This window comes from Streptococcus lutetiensis (assembly GCF_900475675.1).
Classification (GTDB): Bacteria; Bacillota; Bacilli; order Lactobacillales; family Streptococcaceae; genus Streptococcus; species Streptococcus lutetiensis.
In genome coordinates, this window is record NZ_LS483403.1 from 1,527,551 (window position 1) to 1,550,415 (window position 22,865).

General features: G+C 38.0%; 20 protein-coding genes and 1 pseudogene. 6 read left to right on the forward strand and 15 right to left on the reverse strand.

All coding sequences use genetic code 11. From position 1 onward, the window contains the following. Positions 1-74: 74 nt before the first annotated feature. Positions 75-2,312, forward strand: a pseudogene (gene recD2 / locus DQN23_RS07695) (SF1B family DNA helicase RecD2); the annotation flags it as partial. A gap of 480 nt (positions 2,313-2,792) precedes the next feature. Next, positions 2,793-3,293: a hypothetical protein gene (locus DQN23_RS07700; protein ID WP_111712994.1), complete on the forward strand. Its 501-nt coding sequence runs from the start codon at positions 2,793-2,795 to the stop codon at positions 3,291-3,293. Between the two features lie 56 nt (positions 3,294-3,349). On the opposite strand, the gene dinB is transcribed toward DQN23_RS07700, so the two are convergent. Continuing rightward, positions 3,350-4,441, reverse strand: coding sequence for a DNA polymerase IV (gene dinB, locus DQN23_RS07705; RefSeq protein WP_111713091.1), 1,092 nt, complete (start codon positions 4,439-4,441; stop codon positions 3,350-3,352). Between the two features lie 216 nt (positions 4,442-4,657). On the opposite strand from dinB, the gene pflB reads away from it, so the two are divergent. After that, on the forward strand, positions 4,658-6,982 hold the full coding sequence (gene pflB / locus DQN23_RS07710) for a formate C-acetyltransferase (protein WP_111712995.1): 2,325 nt from the start codon (positions 4,658-4,660) through the stop codon (positions 6,980-6,982). 60 nt (positions 6,983-7,042) lie between these two features. Next, positions 7,043-7,480 carry a GNAT family N-acetyltransferase gene (locus DQN23_RS07715; protein ID WP_058814232.1) on the forward strand — a complete coding sequence of 146 codons (438 nt, stop codon included), beginning with the start codon at positions 7,043-7,045 and terminating at the stop codon, positions 7,478-7,480. An 82-nt stretch (positions 7,481-7,562) separates the two neighbouring features. Here DQN23_RS07715 and DQN23_RS07720 read toward each other — a convergent pair whose 3' ends face one another. The 4 genes from DQN23_RS07720 to gla all read right to left on the reverse strand — a co-directional run bounded on the left by DQN23_RS07720 (position 7,563) and on the right by gla (position 10,958). Then, complete coding sequence (locus DQN23_RS07720) at positions 7,563-8,177, reverse strand: DUF1269 domain-containing protein (protein ID WP_111712996.1); 615 nt, start codon at positions 8,175-8,177, stop codon at positions 7,563-7,565. A gap of 98 nt (positions 8,178-8,275) precedes the next feature. After that, positions 8,276-9,196: a serine hydrolase domain-containing protein gene (locus tag DQN23_RS07725; protein WP_111712997.1), complete on the reverse strand. Its 921-nt coding sequence runs from the start codon at positions 9,194-9,196 to the stop codon at positions 8,276-8,278. Further along, positions 9,193-9,939 (reverse strand): CppA N-terminal domain-containing protein, encoded by a 747-nt coding sequence (locus tag DQN23_RS07730; protein WP_020917452.1) that lies wholly within the window; start codon positions 9,937-9,939, stop codon positions 9,193-9,195. The genes DQN23_RS07725 and DQN23_RS07730 overlap by 4 nt, the downstream gene beginning before the upstream one ends. 173 nt (positions 9,940-10,112) lie before the next feature. Continuing rightward, positions 10,113-10,958 carry an aquaglyceroporin Gla gene (gene gla, locus DQN23_RS07735; RefSeq protein ID WP_020917453.1) on the reverse strand — a complete coding sequence of 282 codons (846 nt, stop codon included), beginning with the start codon at positions 10,956-10,958 and terminating at the stop codon, positions 10,113-10,115. 121 nt (positions 10,959-11,079) lie between these two features. Between gla and DQN23_RS07740 the strand changes: the two genes are divergently transcribed. Further along, positions 11,080-13,371, forward strand: a complete 2,292-nt coding sequence (locus tag DQN23_RS07740; protein ID WP_061408605.1) for a Xaa-Pro dipeptidyl-peptidase — start codon at positions 11,080-11,082, stop codon at positions 13,369-13,371. Between the two features lie 321 nt (positions 13,372-13,692). Here DQN23_RS07740 and DQN23_RS07745 read toward each other — a convergent pair whose 3' ends face one another. Genes DQN23_RS07745 through DQN23_RS07775 form a run of 7 tightly spaced genes read right to left on the reverse strand, consistent with a single transcriptional unit; the run spans position 13,693 to position 20,022 of the window. Then, complete coding sequence (locus DQN23_RS07745) at positions 13,693-15,345, reverse strand: sensor histidine kinase (protein WP_111712998.1); 1,653 nt, start codon at positions 15,343-15,345, stop codon at positions 13,693-13,695. Beyond that, complete coding sequence (locus tag DQN23_RS07750; RefSeq protein WP_003066479.1) at positions 15,338-16,015, reverse strand: winged helix-turn-helix domain-containing protein; 678 nt, start codon at positions 16,013-16,015, stop codon at positions 15,338-15,340. Before DQN23_RS07750 ends, DQN23_RS07745 begins: the two co-directional genes overlap by 8 nt. Then, positions 16,012-16,665, reverse strand: a complete 654-nt coding sequence (gene phoU, locus DQN23_RS07755; RefSeq protein WP_020917456.1) for a phosphate signaling complex protein PhoU — start codon at positions 16,663-16,665, stop codon at positions 16,012-16,014. The genes DQN23_RS07750 and phoU overlap by 4 nt, the downstream gene beginning before the upstream one ends. Continuing rightward, positions 16,662-17,411 (reverse strand): phosphate ABC transporter ATP-binding protein PstB, encoded by a 750-nt coding sequence (pstB, locus tag DQN23_RS07760; RefSeq protein ID WP_003066483.1) that lies wholly within the window; start codon positions 17,409-17,411, stop codon positions 16,662-16,664. Before pstB ends, phoU begins: the two co-directional genes overlap by 4 nt. Further along, complete coding sequence (gene pstA, locus DQN23_RS07765; RefSeq protein WP_111712999.1) at positions 17,404-18,282, reverse strand: phosphate ABC transporter permease PstA; 879 nt, start codon at positions 18,280-18,282, stop codon at positions 17,404-17,406. The genes pstB and pstA overlap by 8 nt, the downstream gene beginning before the upstream one ends. Positions 18,283-18,284: 2 nt before the next feature. After that, positions 18,285-19,130: a phosphate ABC transporter permease subunit PstC gene (gene pstC / locus DQN23_RS07770; RefSeq protein WP_003066486.1), complete on the reverse strand. Its 846-nt coding sequence runs from the start codon at positions 19,128-19,130 to the stop codon at positions 18,285-18,287. A 10-nt stretch (positions 19,131-19,140) separates the two neighbouring features. Next, the gene (locus DQN23_RS07775; protein WP_111713000.1) at positions 19,141-20,022 is read right to left on the reverse strand and encodes a substrate-binding domain-containing protein; all 882 of its coding nucleotides are present in this window, start codon (positions 20,020-20,022) and stop codon (positions 19,141-19,143) included. Between the two features lie 251 nt (positions 20,023-20,273). On the opposite strand from DQN23_RS07775, the gene DQN23_RS07780 reads away from it, so the two are divergent. After that, positions 20,274-20,573, forward strand: coding sequence for a YbaB/EbfC family nucleoid-associated protein (locus DQN23_RS07780; protein ID WP_061408621.1), 300 nt, complete (start codon positions 20,274-20,276; stop codon positions 20,571-20,573). 43 nt (positions 20,574-20,616) lie between these two features. Here the strand turns inward: DQN23_RS07780 and DQN23_RS07785 are convergent, their stop codons facing one another. The 3 genes from DQN23_RS07785 to DQN23_RS07795 all read right to left on the reverse strand — a co-directional run bounded on the left by DQN23_RS07785 (position 20,617) and on the right by DQN23_RS07795 (position 22,663). Continuing rightward, a complete protein-coding gene (locus tag DQN23_RS07785) occupies positions 20,617-21,351 on the reverse strand; it encodes a MerR family transcriptional regulator (protein WP_061408624.1) in 735 nt (244 codons plus the stop codon). A 104-nt stretch (positions 21,352-21,455) separates the two neighbouring features. Beyond that, positions 21,456-22,043, reverse strand: coding sequence for a 3'-5' exonuclease (locus DQN23_RS07790; RefSeq protein ID WP_020917463.1), 588 nt, complete (start codon positions 22,041-22,043; stop codon positions 21,456-21,458). Between the two features lie 74 nt (positions 22,044-22,117). After that, positions 22,118-22,663: a DUF536 domain-containing protein gene (locus DQN23_RS07795; RefSeq protein ID WP_043895121.1), complete on the reverse strand. Its 546-nt coding sequence runs from the start codon at positions 22,661-22,663 to the stop codon at positions 22,118-22,120. Positions 22,664-22,865 lie beyond the last annotated feature (202 nt).

The window sequence follows — 22,865 nt, forward strand, 5'->3', positions numbered from 1 at the left end:
TTAATGCGATGTTTGTCTATCCCATTGGCGAATGATATAATAAAGCCACTATAACAATCAAGTAAGGATGACTTATGGAATACTTCTTTTCTGGCACTATTGACCGTATTATTTTTGAAAATGCCAGTAACTTCTTTAAAATCATATTACTCGAAATCGCAGATACCGATTCTGACTTTGATGATTTTGAGATCATTGTCACAGGAACCATCGCTGATGTCATCGAAGGCGAAAACTACACCTTCTGGGGAGAATTAACCCAGCATCCAAAATATGGTGAACAGCTCAAAGTAACCCGATACGAGCGAACAAAACCAACATCTTCTGGACTCATCAAGTACTTTTCAAGTGACCACTTTAAAGGCATCGGTAAAAAGACAGCTGAAAAAATCGTCCAACTCTATGGTGATGATACAATTGATAAAATTCTAGAAGACCCTAGTAAGCTTGATAGTATTTCTGGACTCTCTAAAGAAAATCGTGACAATTTTGTTGCCAAATTAAAACTCAACTACGGTACTGAACAAATTCTCTCAAAGCTCGCTGAATACGGCTTAACTAATCGCGTAGCCATTGACATTTTCAATCATTGTAAGGAAGAAAGTTTAGAGATTATCCAAGAAAATCCTTATCAACTGGTCGAAGATATTCAAGGTATCGGCTTTAAAATTGCGGACCAGCTCGCCGAACAATTGGGCATTGAGGCCGATGCACCGCAGCGTTTTCGTGCCGCACTCGTTCACAGCTTATTTGAAACCTCGGTTGAAAATGGGGATACTTACGTTGAGGCGCGTGATTTACTAGAAAATGCTATTACCATTTTGGAAGAAGCCCGCCAAATTGAGCTAGATGCTGCTGCCGTCGCTAAGGAATTATCAACACTTATCGCTGAAGACAAGGTGCAAAACATCGGTACAAAAATCTTTGATAATACACTGTTTTATGCCGAAGCTGGTATCAAGAAAAATCTAACACGTATCCTTGACACTCCACTAACTAAACAGTTTTCAGATCAAGACTTACAAGAAGAAATTGAAGACATCGAAAACACCTTTGGCATTTCTTATGATGCTGTCCAAAAAAATGCCATTAAAGAAGCGCTTCAAAGCAAAGTTTTCATTCTAACTGGTGGACCAGGAACTGGTAAAACAACCGTTATTAACGGTCTGATTGCTGCTTATGCTGATTTACATGGCATTGATTTAGAGAAAAAGGATATCCCAATTGTTCTTGCTGCGCCAACTGGCCGCGCGGCACGTCGTATGAACGAATTAACCGGCCTTCCAAGTGCAACCATTCACCGCCATCTTGGTTTAAATGGCGACAATGACTATCAAGCCATGGATGATTATTTGGACTGTGATTTGATTATCATCGATGAATTTTCAATGGTAGATACTTGGCTAGCTAATCAGCTCTTTAGCTCCATTTCATCAAATACCCAAGTCATTATCGTTGGGGATAGTGACCAACTTCCATCCGTTGGGCCTGGGCAAGTGCTAGCTGATTTACTCAAAATCAAAACACTGCCACAAATAGCACTCACAAAAATCTTTAGGCAATCTGAAGAATCGACCATTGTCACACTGGCTAATCAGATGAGGCAAGGTATCTTGCCAGCTGATTTTACCCAGAAAAAAGCTGACCGTTCTTACTTTGAAGCTGGTGCTCAGTATATTCCTGAGATGATTCCAAAAATCGTCAGCGCAGCTATTAAAAGTGGCATCAACCCTCAAGAAATTCAAATTCTAGCGCCTATGTACCGTGGCGCTGCTGGTATTAACCACCTCAATACAATCATTCAAGATTTGCTTAATCCGCTCGGTGACCAATTATCATTTGCCTTTGGTGATATGAATTTCCGTAAAGGGGACAAAGTTCTTCATTTAATTAATGATGCCGAGCTCAATGTCTTTAATGGAGATATTGGCTATATCACAGACTTGATTTCAGCCAAATACACAGAATCAAAACAAGATGAACTCTACATGTCTTTTGACGGGACTGAAGTGATTTACCCTCGTAACGAATGGCACAAAATTACGCTTGCCTATGCTATGTCCATTCACAAATCACAAGGGAGCGAATTCCAAGTAGTTATTCTGCCAATCACGCGCCAAAGTCGTCGTCTTCTACAACGCAATCTGATTTACACAGCCATTACCCGCTCTAAAAGCAAATTGGTTATGTTGGGAGAAATTGCTGCCTTTGATTACGCCATAAAAAATGAAGGCTCTAAACGCAAGACTTATCTCGTCCAACGCTTCACAGCAAATCCAGAAGGCCTTGACAACTCAGAAGCGATAGAAAATCCAGACGAGGCAAAAGAGAGCCAAAATGAGCCAAATAAAGCATGTTCTTCCACTGCTCACGTTGAAGAAGAAAAATCCGACAAGGATGTTCAACTTATCCTTGATTTTGACGAAGACAAACCAGATAACGTCAAAGAATACCGACTAACAGAAGAAAATCTTCCATTCATCGATCCAATGATCGGTATCACTCAAGAAGATATCGAACAATTTTTCAAAAAATAATAATAAAAAACTAGGATTTTTTAGCCATAAATTCCTAGTTTTTCTTATGTATTTATTTTGTATAAATATAAATTTTTAGATGATAGAATAGCTTTATACTTAAAATATTTAGAGACTTAAAACGATTTAATCCTTGAAACTAAAGGGTTTCTTGATGTAACATCTCTTGATAGAAAAGTGTTTACATATAAGGAAATTGTGTTATAATATCTGTACTATCATAATAGGATTACCATTGTTTTTAGGAGGTTTGAAATGGTTTCTTATGAAAAAATTCGTCAATCTTTGCGTTCTTGGACGCTTTTTATCGCTTGGGTAAATGTTCTTGCTGCTTTAAGTAAGGTTTGGAGTATTATTAGCTATTATGTCTTAGTTAATAACTTTGATACCTTTAAAGAACAACTTGATGCTGAAAAAATCAAGGTTCTTGAAGCTACTACTAATGTTGGTAACGTTATTATTGCTGTTATCGCTCTTGTAGTTAACATCATTGTAGCTGTTTTAGCATTCAAAAACTTATCAAAAATCAAAGACAATGCTCCAAGTTTATCACCTTACCGCATTGCCTTGATTTATACTGTTGTTTACAGTCTTGCAAGCTTTGCCTTGACTGTATATCTTAATATCCCACTTTCACCATTCAATATCGTTTTGCCACTTGTCTTTTTGGGACTTTATTCTTATGTGTACAACAAAGCAGCGCAGCTATTAGACAAAGAAGACGATGAGACTGATTCTGAAAGTGTTAATCAATAAACTTTTAAGAAATCAAATACCGTCTCAGACCTTGAGCTAAGACGGTACTTTAATTTTTAAAAGAGATTTAATGGACGAATATTATCTTCTAATCCTGTGATAGTAACCCCAAGAAGACGCACACCAGATTTTGATTCTTCTAAACTGTCAAATAGCGCATGAACAGCTTGGTCAATCACCTCAAAATCATTGGTGACATCATCTAGTGTTTTACGCTTGGTTAAAGTCGAAAAATCCGCGTATCGAACCTTCAAAACGACAGTGCGACCAACTTTATTATTTCGCATTAAACTGTCCACAACTCGACGTGTATTTTTTGAAATCTCCGACTTAATATCAGCATCCTCGTACAGTAATTTACTATAGGTCCGTTCACTCCCAATAGATTTTCGAATACGATTGGGTCTGACTGGTGAATTTGAAATACCTCGCGCTTTGCGGTACAAATCATAACCAAAGCGCCCGAAATGATCAATCAAGGTCATCTCTGGTATTTCTAATAAATCCGCCCCCGTAAAAACACTCATTTGATGTAGTTTTTCAACCGATTTTTTACCAACACCATGAAATTTTTCAATTGATAATTTTTTCAAAAAATCCTGCGCATCTTCTGGCAATACTAAGATTAAACCTTTCGGTTTATCATAATCCGAAGCTAGTTTAGCTAGAAATTTGTTATAAGAGACACCGGCTGAACAAGTCAGGTGAACTTCTTGCCAAATATCATATTGAATCATTTTAGCAATTTTAATCGCTGACTTGATGCCGAGTTTATTTTCAGTCACATCCAAGTAAGCCTCATCAATCGACATGGGCTCAACAAGATCAGTGTAACGTCTGAAAATCTCACGAATTTGCATTCCTATTTCTCGGTATTTCTGATAATTTCCAGAAATAAAAATAGCCTGTGGACAACGTTCATAAGCGTCTTTTGAAGACATAGCCGAATGAACGCCGAATTTTCTGGCTTCATAGTTACATGTCGATACGACGCCTCGTCCACCCGTCTTACGCGGATCAGAGCCGATAATCACAGGCTTTCCTTTGAGGTCTGGATTATCCCTTTCTTCTACTGATGCAAAAAAGGCATCCATATCAATGTGAATAATTTTTCGAGAAGTGTCATTAATTAATGGAAAAATAAGCATCATCCAGTCCTTTCTGACTCTATTATAACAATTTTCATTGCTCTCAAGCAAAACTTACAATTTTCTAGTACAGTTATCTTAGTTTTTAAAACTGTACTAGAAAAGATTCTTGTTTTTTCCAATTTTTTTGCTTGGGAAAACGCTTCCTTTGTGCTACACTTATACTTGTAAATGTAACAGATGACTTGTTACTAGAATTTAAGGAGAAATCTCATTATGGCGACTGTTAAAACAAATGCAGATGTTTTTGAAAAAGCCTGGGAAGGCTTTAAAGGTACTGACTGGAAAGAAAAAGCCAGCGTTTCTCGCTTCGTTCAAGCTAACTACACACCATATGATGGTGATGAAAGCTTCTTAGCGCCAGCTACTGAACGCTCTCTTAAAATCAAGAAAATCATTGAAGACACTAAAGCTAAATACGAAGCAACGCGTTTCCCAATGGACATTCGTCCAACATCAATCGCAGATATTCCTGCCGGCTATATTTCAAAAGACGATGAATTAATCTACGGTATTCAAAATGATGAGTTATTCAAATTGAATTTCATGCCAAAAGGTGGTATCCGTATGGCAGAAACAGCACTTAAAGAACATGGTTATGAACCAGATCCTGCTATTCACGAAATTTTCACAAAATACACTACTACAGTAAATGACGGAATTTTCCGCGCTTATACATCTAATATTCGCCGTGCCCGTCACGCTCACACAGTAACTGGTCTTCCAGATGCTTACTCACGCGGACGTATCATCGGTGTTTATGCTCGTCTTGCTCTTTATGGTGCAGACTACTTGATGCAAGAAAAAGTTAACGACTGGAACGCTATCACAGAAATCGACGAAGAATCTATTCGTCTTCGCGAAGAAGTTAACATGCAATACCAAGCTCTTGGTGAAGTTGTTAAACTTGGTGACCTTTACGGTGTTGATGTCCGTAAACCAGCCATGAACGTTAAAGAAGCTATCCAATGGGTAAACATCGCCTTCATGGCCGTATGTCGTGTTATCAACGGTGCTGCTACTTCTCTTGGACGTGTGCCAATCGTTCTTGATATCTTTGCTGAACGTGACCTTGCTCGTGGTACTTTCACAGAATCAGAAATCCAAGAATTTGTCGATGACTTTGTCTTGAAACTTCGTACTGTAAAATTTGCTCGTACTAAAGCTTACGACGAGCTTTACTCTGGTGACCCAACATTCATCACTACATCTATGGCTGGTATGGGTGCTGACGGTCGTCACCGTGTTACTAAAATGGACTACCGTTTCTTGCACACACTTGATAATATCGGTAACGCTCCAGAACCAAACTTGACAGTTCTTTGGACTGATAAATTGCCATATTCATTCCGTCGCTACTGTATGAAAATGTCACACAAACACTCTTCAATCCAATACGAGGGTGTGACAACAATGGCTAAAGATGGTTACGGTGAAATGTCATGTATCTCATGTTGTGTATCACCACTTGACCCAGAAAACGAAGAACAACGTCACAACATCCAATACTTTGGTGCTCGTGTAAACGTCCTTAAAGCTCTTCTTACTGGTTTGAACGGTGGTTACGATGATGTTCACAAAGACTACAAAGTATTTGACATCGAACCAGTTCGTGACGAAATCCTTGATTTCGAAACGGTCAAAGCTAACTTTGAAAAATCTCTTGATTGGTTGACTTCAACTTACGTAGATGCCCTTAACATCATTCACTACATGACTGATAAATACAACTACGAAGCTGTTCAAATGGCATTCTTGCCAACTAAACAACGTGCCAACATGGGATTCGGTATCTGTGGTTTCGCTAATACCGTTGATACTTTGTCAGCAATCAAATACGCTACTGTTAAACCAATCCGTGACGAAGATGGTTACATTTACGACTACGAAACAACTGGTGACTTCCCTCGTTGGGGTGAAGATGATCCTCGTTCTAACGAACTTGCTGAATGGTTGGTAGAAGCTTACACTACTCGTCTTCGTAGCCACGAACTTTACAAGAACGCTGAAGCTACTGTATCACTTCTTACAATCACTTCAAACGTCGCTTACTCTAAACAAACTGGTAACTCTCCAGTTCACAAAGGTGTTTACCTCAACGAAGATGGTACCGTAAACCTTTCTAAACTTGAATTCTTCTCACCAGGTGCCAACCCATCTAACAAAGCTCGTGGTGGTTGGTTGCAAAACTTGAACTCTCTTGCAAGCCTTGACTTCTCATATGCTGCAGACGGTATCTCACTTACAACTCAAGTTTCTCCACGCGCTCTTGGTAAGACATTTGATGAACAAGTTGATAACTTGGTAACTATCCTTGATGGTTACTTCGAAAACGGTGGACAACACGTTAACTTGAACGTCATGGACCTTAAAGATGTTTATGACAAGATTATGAATGGTGAAGATGTTATCGTTCGTATCTCAGGTTACTGTGTCAACACTAAATACCTTACTAAAGAACAAAAGACAGAATTGACACAACGCGTCTTCCACGAAGTTCTTTCAATGGATGATGTTGCTGAAACTGTTGCTGCTAAATAATAAATATCGAAAAAGACTTTGTCAGTTGACAGAGTCTTTTTTTGTCCTTAAAATAGAGCTATGAGAATCAAACAAACCAGAAATACACTTTCAAACACCTATTTAGATGCCATGAAAATCCGTCAAATCGTTTTTGTAAAAGGCCAAGGCGTTCCTTTATCTCTTGAAATCGATGAAAACGAAGCTTATTGCCTGCATTTTGTTCTTTATAATGACTTAGGAAATGCTGTCGCTACCTGCCGTATTTTGCCAAATCAAGACCACAGCAAAGCCACCTTGCAGCGCATGGCTGTTCTTCCTGACCAACAAGGAAAGCATTTGGGAAAACACCTTCTAGAAGAAGTCATCACTTTTTGTAAACAACAAGGATTTAAAGAAATGATTCTTCATGCGCAGTTAACAGCAAAAGGCTTTTACGATAAACTTGGCTTTATTCCTTTTGGTGAAGAATTTGAGGAAGCAGGCATCCAACATATCAGTATGATGAAAACTTTATAAAATAAAAAAGCACTCCTGACCAAAAGTCAAGAGTGTTTATTTTCACTGTTTAGAGATGAATAGTATATCTGACTGCTTAGGACTATTCTTTTCCTCTTAAGCGACGGAATTTAGCCTTAATGGCTTCTGCAATATCATTTCCCTGCTCTTTTAAATGATTGACACGACGTTCATTCATGTCTTCTTGAACCTTATCATAAAGTTCATCTTGAACTTGACCTGCAAGTTCAACTTCACGAGCAAGGGCAACAGCATCCCAACGCATAATATTAGTCTTATAAGGAGCAAAGACATGGTTCAATATATTTTCGTCCTCTTCATGCACCAAAGCAATAACAGCAACATCGCCATCAAGTAACTTAGTTGTCACTTCTTCAATCAAGCTATTGTCAGTAGCGTCTGTCATACTACCACTTGCAGCACCAGCAAGACTTCCGATACCATAGCCGAGAATAACACCAATTGGTCCACTCAAGATACCAATCAAACCACCAACAATGCCACCAATCGTTGCATATTCACGGCTGGTGTCATCGAAATCAACAGAATCTTTGATAGTGATTTTACCATTTTCATTCTTGACCAAGGCAATTTGTGCGATTTGGGTGTGGTTGTCTTGCTTGAAAGCTTTTAATTCTGAAAATGCTTGATAAGCTTCACTTTCAATATTGAAAACAACAGTAAGTACATCTGCCATAACCTTATCCTCCTTTTCTCTGGTTACTTTCATTATAGCACTTTCACGCTAAAAAAGCCGAGAAAAATTAAAACGTTTTCACAATAATAGCAATCTTTTTAAAAATTTTCCTGAATCCAGTTAGAAATTTTCTGACGTTCTTTAATCCAAAGCGGACGGTCATCGTAAGAATAGGTCCTATTAGTTAAGAAAATAGCCGCTTTTTGCTCTTTATGGTTACTAGCCACATAAGTCCCCGTATAACCCGTGTGGTCTAGCCAATCTCCTTCTTTATTCCAAGCAAGTGAACGTTCCTTATTAGCATGACTAAAGTTTTGCCAAATATCACTCGCAAAATCATCCGTCAGATAATGCTGACACAGCTTTTCAAGATCAGCTAGATTAGAAAATAGCCCAGCTGAGCCAGCGTGATTTTTAAGCACCTTAGCTTTAGGGTCATGGACAACTCCGTCAGAAATCCCTGCTACCGTTGGCACAGCACCTTTAACTGGTCCAAAACCTGTCTTAGTCATGTCAAAAGGTTCAAAGACAGTTTCTTTGAAAATCCCATCTAAAGATTTCCCAAAAATACCTTCTAACATGAAACCAAGTAATAAAAAGTTAATATCTGTGTACAAGAAATCTTTTTTATCTTCTACCGTAATGTGATTAATAGCCTCTTTTAACTCCTTGGCGTTAAGTGCATCACGATTCGGAATAAAAGGATTAATTCCACTGCTATGTGTTAAGAGCTGGCGAAGCGTCAGTTTTTCCTCATGAAAATCAGGATAGTACTGCTTAAGTGGCGCATCAATATCCAACTTTCCTTCGCGAACGAGCGAAATAAGAACCGTTCCGACACCAACAACCTTAGATACAGAGGCCAAATCATAAATTAAATCAGGAACAACAGGAGCCTTACCATCAATCGTTCCAATATAATGCTCTGTCCATTGATTGTCTTTAAAAAGAGCTAAACTAGCTCCATGATAAATATTGCGATCAATTTGATCATTGATAATGTCTAGCAAATCTGTCATTTGATAAACCAAATTTCAACTTGACTAGGATCTGAAAGAACCAAAACACTTTCTTTTTTATCTAAATAGATAGATTGTCCTTTAGCCTCTAAATAATCAGCCAAAGCTTTAAGATTGTAGTTCTTAGGAACCTTAAATTCTAGGATTTCTAAATCCCATGTTTTTTGAGGATCAACAGTTAAATTTGCTCCATTTCCTTGTTCAAACTGAAGATCTAACGGCAATTTACCTCCGAATACGGTTTGATAAAAGGCTTGTGTGCCAGCTTTGTCAGCAACATTTAGTGTCAAACTTTCAAAATGGAACTCAGAAACTTCTTTTAAATCATCATTTTCAGGAAATGTTTTGTTCTCAATTTCTCTTAATTCATGGATGTTATCTTCTGAATGCAAGAGGAAAAGGTCACCTTCTGGAGATACTGTTTCAAAAGCATAACCACGTTTACCTTTGAAAAGTCGTTCCACATCGATGCCGTTACCTAAAATACCTTCAATTTCAGCTGCTTTAGGAATTTTAACGACAATTCTATTAATCTTTTTGTCACCTTCAACAGCACAAGTATCTGGTGCTGGTGATTCTTCAATGACAAAATGAGCATTTCGTTGTTTTGTTGAAAATACAGCAATAGCATTTTCTTCATTCACTAACTTAAAGCCTAATTTTTGATAAAAATCGATGTTATGATCACGATTGTTGATACGTAAAACGGGATGCCTAAACGTGACTCCGTTAAATAAAGTCATAATTATCTCCTCACAGTGTTTTTTGTTAGATTATGTTGTACAAGTTCTTACAAAAATAAGGACCGAGCCTTTTCTATTTTAGAAAAAAATAGTCAGTTTGACAAGAAATTATGCTCTCCTGGCATAATAAAAAAGAACCCGAAGGTTCTTTTCTGGTTTATTATCTGGTTATCTTATAGGTATAAGAATTTGAACAAGGCAACTGCAGCTACACCAGCAAGGATTGGAGCTACAACTGGTACCCATGAATACCACCATTTAGAATCGCCTTTATATTCACCAAGAATTGATTTTGGAAGCAACGCATGGACGATACGTGGACCAAGATCACGTGCAGGGTTAAGACCAGGACCAGTAGGACCACCAAGTGATGCAACAAGTGTCATTACAAGGAAACCAAGTCCTAAGTGAGCAACAGCAAGTGAACCTGTAGTGAAAGGAGCAACTTGAGTTGCAGCTGTAGAAGCATCATAACCTACAGCAGTCAATTTTGCAACTAATTCTGCACCGAAGTAGTTTTTAGTAAGTGCCATAGCACCGAAGAAAAGTACGAATGAACCTAGGAACTCATTCAAGAAACCATTAATCCAAGCAGCTTTGTGACTTTCTTTTGTACCGTCGTCAACAGCTGAGATAGTTGAGAATGAACCAAGGATAGCATTTGGATTTTCAGTTTTAAGGTAGTATGGCTTGTGTGTCATAACGACAAGCAATTGACCAAACATTGCACCAAGTAATTGAGCAATGATGTACTGTGGAACGTGTGACCAGTCAAACAAACCTGAAACTGCAAGTGCAAGTGTGAAGGCTGGATTAATGTGGTTACCTGAAACGTTACCAAACATGAGTGCAGGAATCATAACACCAAAACCATACCCAAGTGCGATGATAACCCACCCAGAGTTATTCCCTTTTGTCCCCTTAAGTTCCACATTAGCAACTGCACCATTACCAAGAATGATGAGTAAAGCTGTCCCGATAAATTCTGTGATGTATTTCACAGTCCATGAAAAGTCCATGTCTTTTTGTTTCCTCCAAAAAAAAATATAGCTTAGACAACTAACATTTTATCAAGTATAATAGATAATGTAAAGGTTATCTGTAAAATTAAAACGTTTACTTTTAGAAGGAGAAATTTTCATGAAATATAACCAATTCTCTTACATACCAAGGCCTGCCGATACTTGTGAACAAGAATTACAAGCTCTTGGATTTGAGCTTAACAAACGTCAATCTGATAAAGAGACACTGGAGCACTTCTGTCGTAAGATTTTCTTTAATTATAAAGACACGGATTACCCACTTCACAATCTTATTGCAGATTTTGAGACAGATTTACTGACATTTTTTAAATCTGATCGTCCTCTAACGGCAGATATTTTTTATACCATCACCCTTCAATTACTCGGATTCACACCACACGTTGATTTTACAGATACAACTGACTTTTTAGAGAAAATCGATTTTCCAATCAATTACCAAAAAGGTCACATCATCGAGGCACTTTACCAGCTTCTTCTTAGTCGTCAAAAAAATGGTATGACTTTGCTTGATGACTTGATTAGTAAAGGACTTATCCCAGTTGATAATGATTATCATTTTTTCAATGGTAAATCTTTAGCAACCTTTAATACAAATGATTTAATTCGTGAAGTTGTTTATGTACAAGCTCCGCTTGATACTGACAATGATTGTCAATTAGATTTGGTTAAAGTTAATATCATTCGTCCTAAAACTAGCCACAAAGTACCAACAATGATGACTGCTAGCCCTTATCACGAAGGGACAAATATCGTTGCTAACGATAAAAAACTTTACAAAATGGAAGGCAACTTAGCTATCAAGCAAGCAGGTAAAATCAGTGTGGAGACACGTAACTTCGAGCCACTTGAAACTCCTGAGCTAGACCTTCCAGTCGGTGATGCTGAAGAAAGTTTTAGCTTTATCGATCCTTATACCTTGAATGACTATTTCTTAGCTCGTGGATTTGCAAATATTTACGTTTCAGGAGTAGGGACTGCTGGTTCAAATGGTTTTATGACAAGTGGTGACTACGCTCAGGTAGAAAGTTTTAAAGCTGTTATCGATTGGTTAAATGGCAGAGCAATCGCCTTTTCTAGCCACCGTCGTGATCAAAAAGTGCTAGCTGATTGGTCAAATGGTTTAGTTTGTACCACTGGTAAATCTTATCTCGGAACTATGTCAACTGCCCTTGCCACAACCGGCGTTGAAGGACTAAAAGTCATCATTGCCGAATCAGCTATTTCATCTTGGTATGACTACTACCGTGAAAATGGTCTTGTCTGCAGCCCTGGTGGTTACCCTGGTGAAGACCTCGATGTCCTTACCGAATTGACTTACTCACGTAATTTGCTTTCTGGTGATTATCTCCGTAACAACGCACACTATCAAGAACTTTTAGATAAACAATCTTTAGAACTTGATCGTACTTCTGGTGATTATAATCAGTTCTGGCATGACCGCAACTATCTTCCTCATGCTGATAAAGTGAAAGCTACTTGTGTTTACACACATGGTCTTCAAGACTGGAACGTTAAACCGCGTCACATTTTTAACATTTTTAACGCATTGCCAAGCTCTGTTGAAAAGCATGCCTTCCTTCACAATGGAGAACATGTCTACATGCACAACTGGCAATCTATTGATTTTCGTGAAAGTATGAATGCTTTGCTCTCTCAAAAACTCTTAGGTCAAGATAATCATTTCGTTTTGCCAACACTTATCTGGCAAGATAATAGCCAAGAACAAGCTTGGACAAGCTTAGCTGAATTTGGCAGTAACAATCAATCAACTTTAGCCCTTGGTACAGACCAAAAAATCATTGACAATCATTACGCCAAAGCTGAATTTGAACGTTATAGCAAGAATTTCAGAACTTTTAAGAGTGAGTTATTTACTGGAAAAGCAAATGCCATTTGCCTCGATTTACCAATTGAACACGATTACCATATCAATGGGCAAATCACTCTACACCTAACCGTCAAATCTAGTGAAAATAAAGGAATTCTGTCTGCCCAAGTCTTAGACTATGGCGAAAAGAAACGTTTTAAAGATGTTCCTTCTGTACTTGATTTATACGCTATTGATAATGGACGCAATTTCTCACGTGAAGCTCTCAAAGAATTGCCATTTACCAAAACCAGAGAACGTGTCATCACAAAAGGTGTTCTAAATCTTCAAAATCGTACAGATTTGTTAACAATTGAAGATATCCCTGCCAATGAATGGATGACCATTGATTTCACCCTTCAACCAAGCATCTACAAATTGAAAAAAGGCGACACTCTCCGCGTACTTCTCTACACAACAGACTTTGAGCACACTATCCGTGACAATAGCAATTACATTTTGACAGTTGATTTAGACAAATCAACTTTGGAAATTCCTATAGAGAATAACGTGAGGCTTTGACACATAAGCATCCTCCTATCATTCTTAGAAGAAAAAATCCTTTCTAATCTATCACATAGGTTTACAAATTTTAATAAGACCCCTGCTTACTTTAAAAAATCAAAGAATATCATCTCATACAAAAACCTCCTCTATATCTTATGAACAAGAGGAGGTTTTTGTGTTTTTATACTCAACGAAAATCAAAATTAGACTGGGTGACGTAGATTCAGATAAAACTCCGTTATTTTATAATTTGGAATAATAAGCTAAAAACTTCCGTTGAAGATTTTCACACCTCAAATCAAGTCACAAACGTCTGGGTTTAATTTTCAAAGAGGGTTACTTATAAAAGGTCACAGTCATTTTAGTTCCTAATCCTAGCTGACTTTCCACCTTAATATCAGCATGATGTTGATTGACTGCGTGCTTAACAATGGAGAGCCCCAAACCAGTGCCACCCAACTTCTTCGAGCGACTCTTATCAACTCGATAGAAACGCTCAAAAATGCGTTCCTGCTCATCTTTGGCGATACCAACTCCAGTATCCTGTACTGTCAGAACAATATCGTCCTCATTCGAAGTGATATCGACAGTCACATCCCCCTTATCACGGTTATAGATGATAGCATTATCACAAAGATTATAAATCAAAGAATGAATAAGGGCATGGTTACCAGTAATATAAGCTGGTTCCCCTAATAAATGCAAGTTGATATGACGCTCATTTGCCTTAGCAGATAAACTATCTAAAACTTCCTCTGATATCTGATAGAGATTGACGGGTTCCATAGCTAACTCTTCTGACTCATCAAGATGTGACAGTTTAATAATATCTTCTACCAATTGGATCATACGTTGAGACTCACTGTGGATTTTCTCAGCGAATTGTGGAACATCTTTTTGCGCAACAACATCACTAGCCAGCATTTCAGAATATCCAGAAATCAAATGTAACGGCGTTTTCAGTTCATGAGAAACGTTTGCCGTAAATTCGCGGCGCAGCTGCTCTGCCTGAAGTTGCTCTGTAACATCAAAGAAAAGAATTGCTAAACCAGTCACCTTATCCTCAGAGTGAATAGGACGTACCATAACTTTGTAATGCGCGTCATCTAATTGCAAAACCCCTTCTTGTTTGCGACCCTGAAGACCTTTTTCTAGCCAATTATTTAGTGACAGGTTACGGAGAATTTGCAACATATCTTTACCCAAACAAGTTTGATCAGTCTGCAAAATATCCTGTGCTGCTTGGTTGATACTGATGATACGACAGTTATTGTCTAACAAAATCATACCTTCTTTAATTTTAGAAATAATGGTATCAAATTCTGATTGACGTTGTTCTATCACAACTTCCCGCTCAGTGACTTCCTTTTGATGTCTGGCAATCCGTCTTAGAAGGGGTGAAATTTCTTCATAGGCATCATTTTCAAGCGGATGGTCAAGATCCAGTCGATTCAATGGTAACACAATACTCTTAGCAATAGAGTGTGAAAGCCACAGAGAGAGTAAGAAGGCCAATATAAGAATAAGAACCAAAGGCTGGAACATACGAAATAAAAGCACTAAAATACTGTGTCTAGTAACAGATAAGCGAATAACGGTTCCATTATCCAAGCGCTGAGCAGAATAAAGTGACTGAGTGGTTAAGGTTTTCGAGTATCTAACACTCTCACCGTAACCATCTTTCAAAGCTTCTTTGATTTCTTCTCTATTAGCATGATTGTCCATGATCTGTGCATCAGACTCATTATCATAGAGAACTTTTCCTTGATTGTCAACCCAAGTGATTCTGACATTTGACATCTTGAGCTCATTAAAATAATCTTGGCCTTCCAGAGAAACCCCTTGAGCAGCTAAGGCTGTCTCTGTCTGCAACTGTTCCTTTTGTACTTGAGTAAAGTAGCCATAAAGCAAGCCAACAACCATAAATAGAGTTACAAGAAGAACACCTAGCGTGGCAAAAAAAGTTGAACGAAAGATTTTCTTAATCATCTGTTACCTCCAAACGATAACCAACACCACGAACTGTCTTAATCAGATGACTAGCATCTCCAAGCTTCATACGAAGGGTTCCAATATGAACATCAACTGTCCGTGTTTCTCCGATAAAGTGTTCTCCCCAAACTTTATCCAAAAGTTCTTGCCGCGTAAAAACACGGCCAGGATTTAACATCAATAAAGATAGCAGATCAAATTCTTTCAAAGTTAATTCGATTTTTTGTCCATTATTTCTAACCGTGTAATTCTTTGCATCCAGAGAGAGGTTTTTTATTGTCAAATGAGTTTCCTGTTCCTGATTGGATGTACGTCTGAGAACTGCTTTGATGCGAGAAATCATTTCCATCATACCAAACGGCTTAACCAAATAATCATCGGCACCCAAATCTAATCCTTTGACTTTATCAAATTCTGTTCCTTTAGCAGTTGTCATGATTACTGGAATATCTTTTGTCATACCATTTGATCGTAGGGATTTTAAAATGGTCAATCCATCATCTACAGGCAACATGATATCTAACAGTATAAGCTTAGGTTGCTCTTCTTCCATGGCTTTCCAAAATAGAACGGAGTCAGGAAACCCCTGAGCCTCAAACCCTGCTGTTCGTAAAGTATAAAGCATCAGTTCTCGAATATCATCATCATCTTCAACGCAGTAAATCATGTTTCTTCTCCATTCAGTTCACCAGTGATTGAAAAAATTACCCACTTAGCGACATTGACGGTATGGTCACCAATTCTTTCCAAATATTTGGCAATCATCAAAACATCAATAGTATATTCACCATCATTTCCAAGTTCAGCAATATGGGCAATTAAACTTGCCTTTATTGTATCAAATTCTTTATCCACTGTGACATCTTTTTGGATAACTTTTAAAGCTAAAGTCTCATCATCATGGACAAAGGCATCCACACTATCTGTTACCATATGGACAACGTGTTTGACCATTTGCTTGAGATGACGAAACTCAGCTCCTTCATGAACATGACCATCACCAATAATATCAACAATTTCAGCAGATTGAGCACCAATACGCTTCATATCATAAACCATTTTCAAAGCAGCTGAAATACGTCGCAAATCCTTGGCAACCGGCTGTTGACGAAGCAGTAACTTAAGACATTGTGATTCAATATCTCTTTCCATCTGCTCAATTTTTTGATAAGTTTTGCCAACATCATTAACCAGATGCTGATCATTTTCACTGATGAGCATTAAGGATTTTGAAATAATTTCCTCACATAACGACCCCATCAAAATTAAATTGGTATTGAGTGCATGCAGTTGATTTTCAAAGGCTGAGCGTATCATCCGAATCTCCCTGTTATATAATTTTCTGTGCGTTCGTCTTGTGGCATTGAAAATAGTTGGCTTGTTTTATTGTACTCAACAATTTCGCCCAATAAGAAGAAGGCCGTCTTGTCGGAAATCCGCACAGCTTGTTGCATGTTGTGGGTCACCATGACGATAGTATATTTTTTCTTGAGTTCAATAACCAAATCTTCAATTTTTGCTGTTGAAATCGGATCTAAGGCACTTGTTGGTTCATCCATGAGGAGAACTTCAGGTTCAATGGCCAAAGCTCTAGCAATGCAAAGCCGTTGCTGTTGACCACCAGACATACCAAGAGCAGATTTATTGAGGCGATCTTTGACTTCGTCCCAGATAGCGGCTTGTTTTAAGGAACGCTCCACAATTTCATCCAATTGAACTTTATTGTGAATACCGTGAGTTCTAGGCCCGAAGGCAATGTTGTCATAGATGCTCATCGGAAATGGATTGGGTTTTTGGAAAACCATACCTACTTTTTTACGAAGGACATTGATGTCTAAATCACGGTAAACATTTTCTTTATCTAATGTGACCTCTCCGGTAATGCGGCAATTTTTCACCAAGTCATTCATTCGGTTAAGACTTTTTAGCAAGGTCGATTTTCCACATCCTGATGGACCAATGAAAGCTGTAATTTCATTGCTGGCAATTTCCAGATTAATGTTTTTTAAAGCTTTGAAGTCTCCGTAGTAGAGATCCAAATTTTTAATTTCTATTTTATTCATCGCTTGTTTTACTTCCTAATCGTCTAGCAATCAAACCTGACACTAGATTAATGATAATAACTAATACTAAGAGAACCACTGCTGTAGCGTAGGTTTGATTGACATAAAGTCCCTCTCCTGAGATAGCATACATATGTACAGCCAAAGTCCGTGACGAACTGAAAATACTTTTCGCCACTTCAGCAACCGTACCTGCTGTAAAAATCAAGGCGGCTGATTCTCCCACAATTCGCCCAATCGCTAAAATAATTCCTGAAAAAATTCCTGGCATGGCGCTAGGAAGGACAATTTTAAAAATTGTCCTAAGTTTACCCGCCCCAAGTGCAAAAGCCCCTTCACGATAGGAGTCTGGTACTGAAAGCAAAGCTTCTTCTGTTGTTCGCATAATCAGTGGCAAAATCATGATACTAAGTGTAACAGCTCCTGACAGCAAGGAAAGTCCCATGTGAGCAAACTTAACAAAGAAAAGAGCGCCAAACAGTCCATAGATAATGGAGGGAATCCCAGAGAGCGTTTCAGTTGCAATCCGGATAACACTAACAAAAGGGTTATCACGACGCGCATATTCTACCAAGTAAATAGAGGCCCCTATACCAATAGGTACGGCAACACTTAATGCCAAAATGGTCATAAAAACTGTATTGATTAAGGCCGGTAACAACGATACATTCTCACTATTGTAAGTCCAAGCAAACAAACTCATGTTTAAATTGGGCAAGCCTTTGACCAGAATATATCCGACCGTGAAAGCAATTCCGACAAATGTTATCAAGGCAGCACCATAAACTAACAAATACAACATTAATGATACCAGGTCCCGTCGGCGTGACTGCCAATCTTGCTTGAAGCTATGGTGATTGATATTTTCCATGTCTACTCCTCTTTATGTAACAACGAAAAGCTGATGTTAATGATTAGGACAAATATAAAAAGAACAACAGCTGTCCCTATAAGAGCCTCTCTGTGAAGACCGCTAGAGTACCCCATCTCCATAACAATATTGGTTGTCATAGTTCTGACCCCTGATGTCAAGGAATCTGGCAAGACAGCTTGGTTACCTGCAACCATGATAACTGCCATAGTTTCCCCGATTGCGCGTCCAATCCCTAAAATGACAGATGCCAAAATTCCCCGCTTAGCTGCTGGCAGTACTGCAAAAAAGATGCTACGCTCATGGGAAGCCCCCAGAGCTAAACCACCTTCATAATAGGATCTAGGAACAGCACGAATAGCAGCCTCAGAGACACTGATAATAGTTGGTAAAATCATCAAACCAAGCAAAATTGAAGCGGTAAGTACCCCCATTCCAAAGCCACCGATGTTATCACGAACAAAGGGAACTAAAACAACCAAACCAAAGAAACCATAAACAACCGATGGTATCCCTGCCATGAGGTTAATAGCCGCCTTGAGCGGTCTATAGATGGCTTCTGGACAAAAAGAAGACATAAAAACCGCTGTCAAAACTCCAACAGGTACCCCAATAATAAGCGCCCCTGCTGTCACATAAAGTGAACCGACAATCATTGGAAAAATACCAAAAAGGTTGTTAGCCGGTCTCCATACAGTTCCGAAAAGAAAGTTACCTAAACCAATTTGATGAATAGCAGGAATCCCACTCGAAAACAAAAAGATGCAGATTAGTAGCACGGATAGAACAGAAATGCATGCGGTAAGAAAAAATACCGCTTGCATCATTTTTTCTTTTGTATGATTCATTCATGACCCCTTAGTCTGAAAGACCGTCCCAGCTTGTTGTCTTACCTGTAAAAATAGTCTTGACTTGTTCGCTTGTTAAGCCATCAACTTTGTTATCTTTATTAACAATAACAGCAATACCATCTATCGCAATAACCGTTGAGCTGACTCCTTTAGATGTTTCTTCATCTTTCAAATCACGTGACGCCATTCCAATATCAGCTGTTCCCTCGATTGCATTTGTGATACCTGTTGAGGAGTCGCTTTGTTGAATCTCTACTTCAACCTTAGAATTGACTTTGCTATAAGCTTCTTTTAATTTTTCCATAACTGGTGTGACAGAGCTTGATCCTGAAACCACAACCTTGCCAGAATCAACTGAAGATTGATAGGCTTTGGTATCGTCAAGTGGAATGTAACCATTTTCTTCTACGACAGCTTGACCATCAGAACTTAAAATAAAGTTGATGAAATCTTGAGCAGCCTCACTTATCTTATCTTTAGTCACAATGTTAAATGGTCGAGAAATCTTGTAGCTTCCGGCTTTAATATTGGTAACACTTGCCTCAGTACCATCAATTTTCAGAACCTTGACGGTATCATCCAAAGAACCTAGCGAAGTATAGCCGATAGCTGACTTATCTCCAGCTACTGTCGTTAGCATAACAGAGGTCGAGTTAGTAACAATGGCTTTGTCCGTTGTCAAATCAACTTTTTCACCATTTTGCTCTTTTTGAACTCCGAAAAGTTCAACAAAAGCACCGCGTGTCCCAGACCCATCTTCACGGGAAACAACGCTGATGTTACCAGATGCAGATGAAGAGTCCCCGTTTGATTTGCTACAAGCTGAAAGTCCCACTAGAGCTGTTAAGCCAGCTAGGGCCAGTACCGAAAACAATTTACATTTTTTCATGATGTTCTCCTTTAAATTCTTTACAATGACCATTATAGAAAGCCAACATCAAATCTATTACCATATTTTTGTAAAGTTTTTGTAAAATCATTACCAAACGCTCACTCTTATCACACAGTTAAAATAGGCAGTTACTTCAAAAAATGCTATAATAAATAAAGCTTTAAGAAATACTCAAAAAGAAACATAAGGCAATGAAAATTTGACAAGAGGGTCTAACCCCTTGCTACGAAAGGAATCACAAAAATATTATGATGAATATGCAAAATATGATGCGTCAGGCTCAAAAACTCCAAAAACAAATGGAGAAAAAACAATCTGAACTTGCTAGTACAACTTTCACTGGAAAATCAGCTCAAGATTTAGTTGTTGTTGAGTTTACAGGTGATAAAAAATTGGTGAACATCTCATTCAAAGATGCTATCGTTGACCCAGATGATGTTGAAACACTTCAAGACATGACAACACAAGCAATCAACGATGCACTTTCTCAAATCGATGATGCCACACAAAAAACACTAGGCGCATTTGCAGGAAAATTACCATTTTAATGACATAATCAAAAAAGCTCGAACCTTAACAGGTTCGAGCTTTTTAAGCTTCTTTTGCTGTTTCTAAACAATAAGATTTTTCATGACAATGTGGGCAAGTTAATTTTCGCGTTTTAGGAGTATGACGAGCAAATACGAATTCCCTATACGTTGGTTGGAAAAGTTGGTGGCAATTGGGACAGATATAAGCTATTTTACGTAAAAAATGATAAGACAATGTTAATAATATGCCAACATACACCAAACCAATACCCATACCAACACCTTGCCAAACAACAGATTGTAGACGACTTGCAAGCCAAGCAACACAAAGAACAAAAATAAGAATCGTTGCTAGATTACTAATCCACATCCGTTTTTGCAAACGATGCCAAACTAATTGATTTTTCATGGTAAGAGAAATGTCTGTTAAAAATTCTAGTGATTGTCCTGACTGGCTCTTAACTCTGTCAAGCAAGTTTACAGCAATGTCAAGTTTAGCTTTCTTTTCTGCAAGTTGCTCTTTAGTTTCTTTGATATGTTCTACGAGAAGAAGTTCTAAAACCTGCTTAGCATTTTTTTCGGCAAAAAGACGCTTAATTTGCTCGATTGAAAAATCTATTTCTCGTAAGAAACAAATCATGCGCAGACGTTCCAAATCACTCTCAATATAGATACGACGACCACCTTCTGTCAATTGTGACGGTAATAGGATGCCACGCTTATCATAATACTGAACCGTACGAACAGAAACACCAGCTAACTTGGCTAAATCACCAGTAGAATAGGTTTGAGACATTCCTTTCACCTCCTTTCTGCCCTTATTATAGGACAGAACCTAAGGTCACAAGTAAGGGGTTACCTTAGATGATTTTTTCGGTTTTTGAAAAAATAGCAAAGCTCTTAGTCAAAAAAGTCACCCAAAGCAGCGAATGGATTGTCACCATGCTCCTCTTCTTGCTGAATCAAATAAGATTTATTCTCATCAAATTCCATAAATTTCTCATAGACTAGTGCTGTCATGCGAGCATCTTCCATAGAATTATGCCCGTGACCAGATATTCCTAAAAAGTCAGCAACACTTGTTAATTTAAGATTAGCAATACCATTTAAATCTGAGCTACGACGTTCATAAGCTTCATCATACAAATCAACCTTGTAAAGCTCTATCAAGTCTAAATTATTTTCAGCTAACAAAGGAAGGTCTGATTTCAAAGCATTGTAGCCAACGAGAGCTGTTTTGCCAACAAAATCTTTAAAATTAGCCAAGACTTTATCTAATTTTGGCGCCTTAGCAATTTTTTCAGACGTGATTCCTGTCAAACCATTAATAAAAGATTGTAAAGGCACATCTGTGTAAACATAAGTGTCAAAGTTGTCAACTTCTACACCATCTCGAAATTTTACAGCAGAAACCTGAATAATATGACTGATTTCAGCAACAGTATTAAATTCTAAGTCAAAGGCAATATACTCAGATAGCTTTTCCATAATTCCTCCCTAAAAATATCATCCTTTCTTTATAAAACAAGCTGGAACTTTCGTCCCAGCTCCGCCTAATAAGCCTATTTTTTACCAAAGAGACGAGCAAACAATCCTTTCGGAGCGGCTGCTTGTTCTTCTTGCTCTTGAATAGCTTCTTCTGTTTTTGTTTGAATTTCTTCAAATTCAGCCTTAGCTTCATTAAGTTCAAGTTGAAGACGTTTGCTATCTTCCATAGCAGCGAGTGTCAATTGTTGTTGTTGATCTAGTTGCTTGTCTTTCTCACCGATTTGAACATCTTTCACTCGAAGTTGTTCATCTTTTGAAGCCAATTGTTTGTCCTTAGCTTTTAGTTGTTCATAGAGACGTGTAATCTCTGTATTTTTTTCATCAACTAAAATTTCTAAAAGTTCACGTTGTTTTGTTTCTTCGTCAATTGGATCATCTTCAAAAATGGTTTTTTTATAAATTTCTTCTAATTTGATCAAGCCGCTACGATTAACTACTGTAACACCTTTTTCATTTTTATCTACATCTTCTTCTGAGAGATTCTTAACACGATTATTAACCGCTTGGCGGCTAACTCCTAGAATCTCAGCAATTTCACTAACTGTTTTCTCGATTGCCATAATATCCTCTTTTACATTGAAATACTTATGAAAAGGATAACACATGAACACTTGATTGTCAATTTTTAGCCAGTTACTTGACTGCTTAAAGCTTGAATTAATAGGCTTTTTTTGCAATCGTGTCAACTTTCTGTTATTTTCTGTAAACTCGCTACTCTATTTCAAAAATATCCATTAGCATTTGACTACGGGATAGAAATAT

Coding starts and splice junctions, on each gene's coding strand:
- DQN23_RS07780 (WP_061408621.1), top strand. CDS start 20,274: ATGATGAATATGCAAAATATGATGCGTCAGGCTCAAAAACTCCAAAAA.
- DQN23_RS07785 (WP_061408624.1), bottom strand. CDS start 21,351: ATGTCTCAAACCTATTCTACTGGTGATTTAGCCAAGTTAGCTGGTGTT.
- dinB (WP_111713091.1), bottom strand. CDS start 4,441: ATGCTTATTTTTCCATTAATTAATGACACTTCTCGAAAAATTATTCAC.
- DQN23_RS07745 (WP_111712998.1), bottom strand. CDS start 15,345: ATGATTAAGAAAATCTTTCGTTCAACTTTTTTTGCCACGCTAGGTGTT.
- DQN23_RS07700 (WP_111712994.1), top strand. CDS start 2,793: ATGGTTTCTTATGAAAAAATTCGTCAATCTTTGCGTTCTTGGACGCTT.
- pstC (WP_003066486.1), bottom strand. CDS start 19,130: ATGAATCATACAAAAGAAAAAATGATGCAAGCGGTATTTTTTCTTACC.
- DQN23_RS07720 (WP_111712996.1), bottom strand. CDS start 8,177: ATGGCAGATGTACTTACTGTTGTTTTCAATATTGAAAGTGAAGCTTAT.
- pflB (WP_111712995.1), top strand. CDS start 4,658: ATGGCGACTGTTAAAACAAATGCAGATGTTTTTGAAAAAGCCTGGGAA.
- phoU (WP_020917456.1), bottom strand. CDS start 16,665: ATGATACGCTCAGCCTTTGAAAATCAACTGCATGCACTCAATACCAAT.
- pstB (WP_003066483.1), bottom strand. CDS start 17,411: ATGAATAAAATAGAAATTAAAAATTTGGATCTCTACTACGGAGACTTC.
- DQN23_RS07730 (WP_020917452.1), bottom strand. CDS start 9,939: ATGACTTTATTTAACGGAGTCACGTTTAGGCATCCCGTTTTACGTATC.
- DQN23_RS07725 (WP_111712997.1), bottom strand. CDS start 9,196: ATGACAGATTTGCTAGACATTATCAATGATCAAATTGATCGCAATATT.
- gla (WP_020917453.1), bottom strand. CDS start 10,958: ATGGACTTTTCATGGACTGTGAAATACATCACAGAATTTATCGGGACA.
- DQN23_RS07740 (WP_061408605.1), top strand. CDS start 11,080: ATGAAATATAACCAATTCTCTTACATACCAAGGCCTGCCGATACTTGT.
- pstA (WP_111712999.1), bottom strand. CDS start 18,282: ATGGAAAATATCAATCACCATAGCTTCAAGCAAGATTGGCAGTCACGC.
- DQN23_RS07790 (WP_020917463.1), bottom strand. CDS start 22,043: ATGGAAAAGCTATCTGAGTATATTGCCTTTGACTTAGAATTTAATACT.
- DQN23_RS07795 (WP_043895121.1), bottom strand. CDS start 22,663: ATGGCAATCGAGAAAACAGTTAGTGAAATTGCTGAGATTCTAGGAGTT.
- DQN23_RS07775 (WP_111713000.1), bottom strand. CDS start 20,022: ATGAAAAAATGTAAATTGTTTTCGGTACTGGCCCTAGCTGGCTTAACA.
- DQN23_RS07715 (WP_058814232.1), top strand. CDS start 7,043: ATGAGAATCAAACAAACCAGAAATACACTTTCAAACACCTATTTAGAT.
- DQN23_RS07750 (WP_003066479.1), bottom strand. CDS start 16,015: ATGATTTACTGCGTTGAAGATGATGATGATATTCGAGAACTGATGCTT.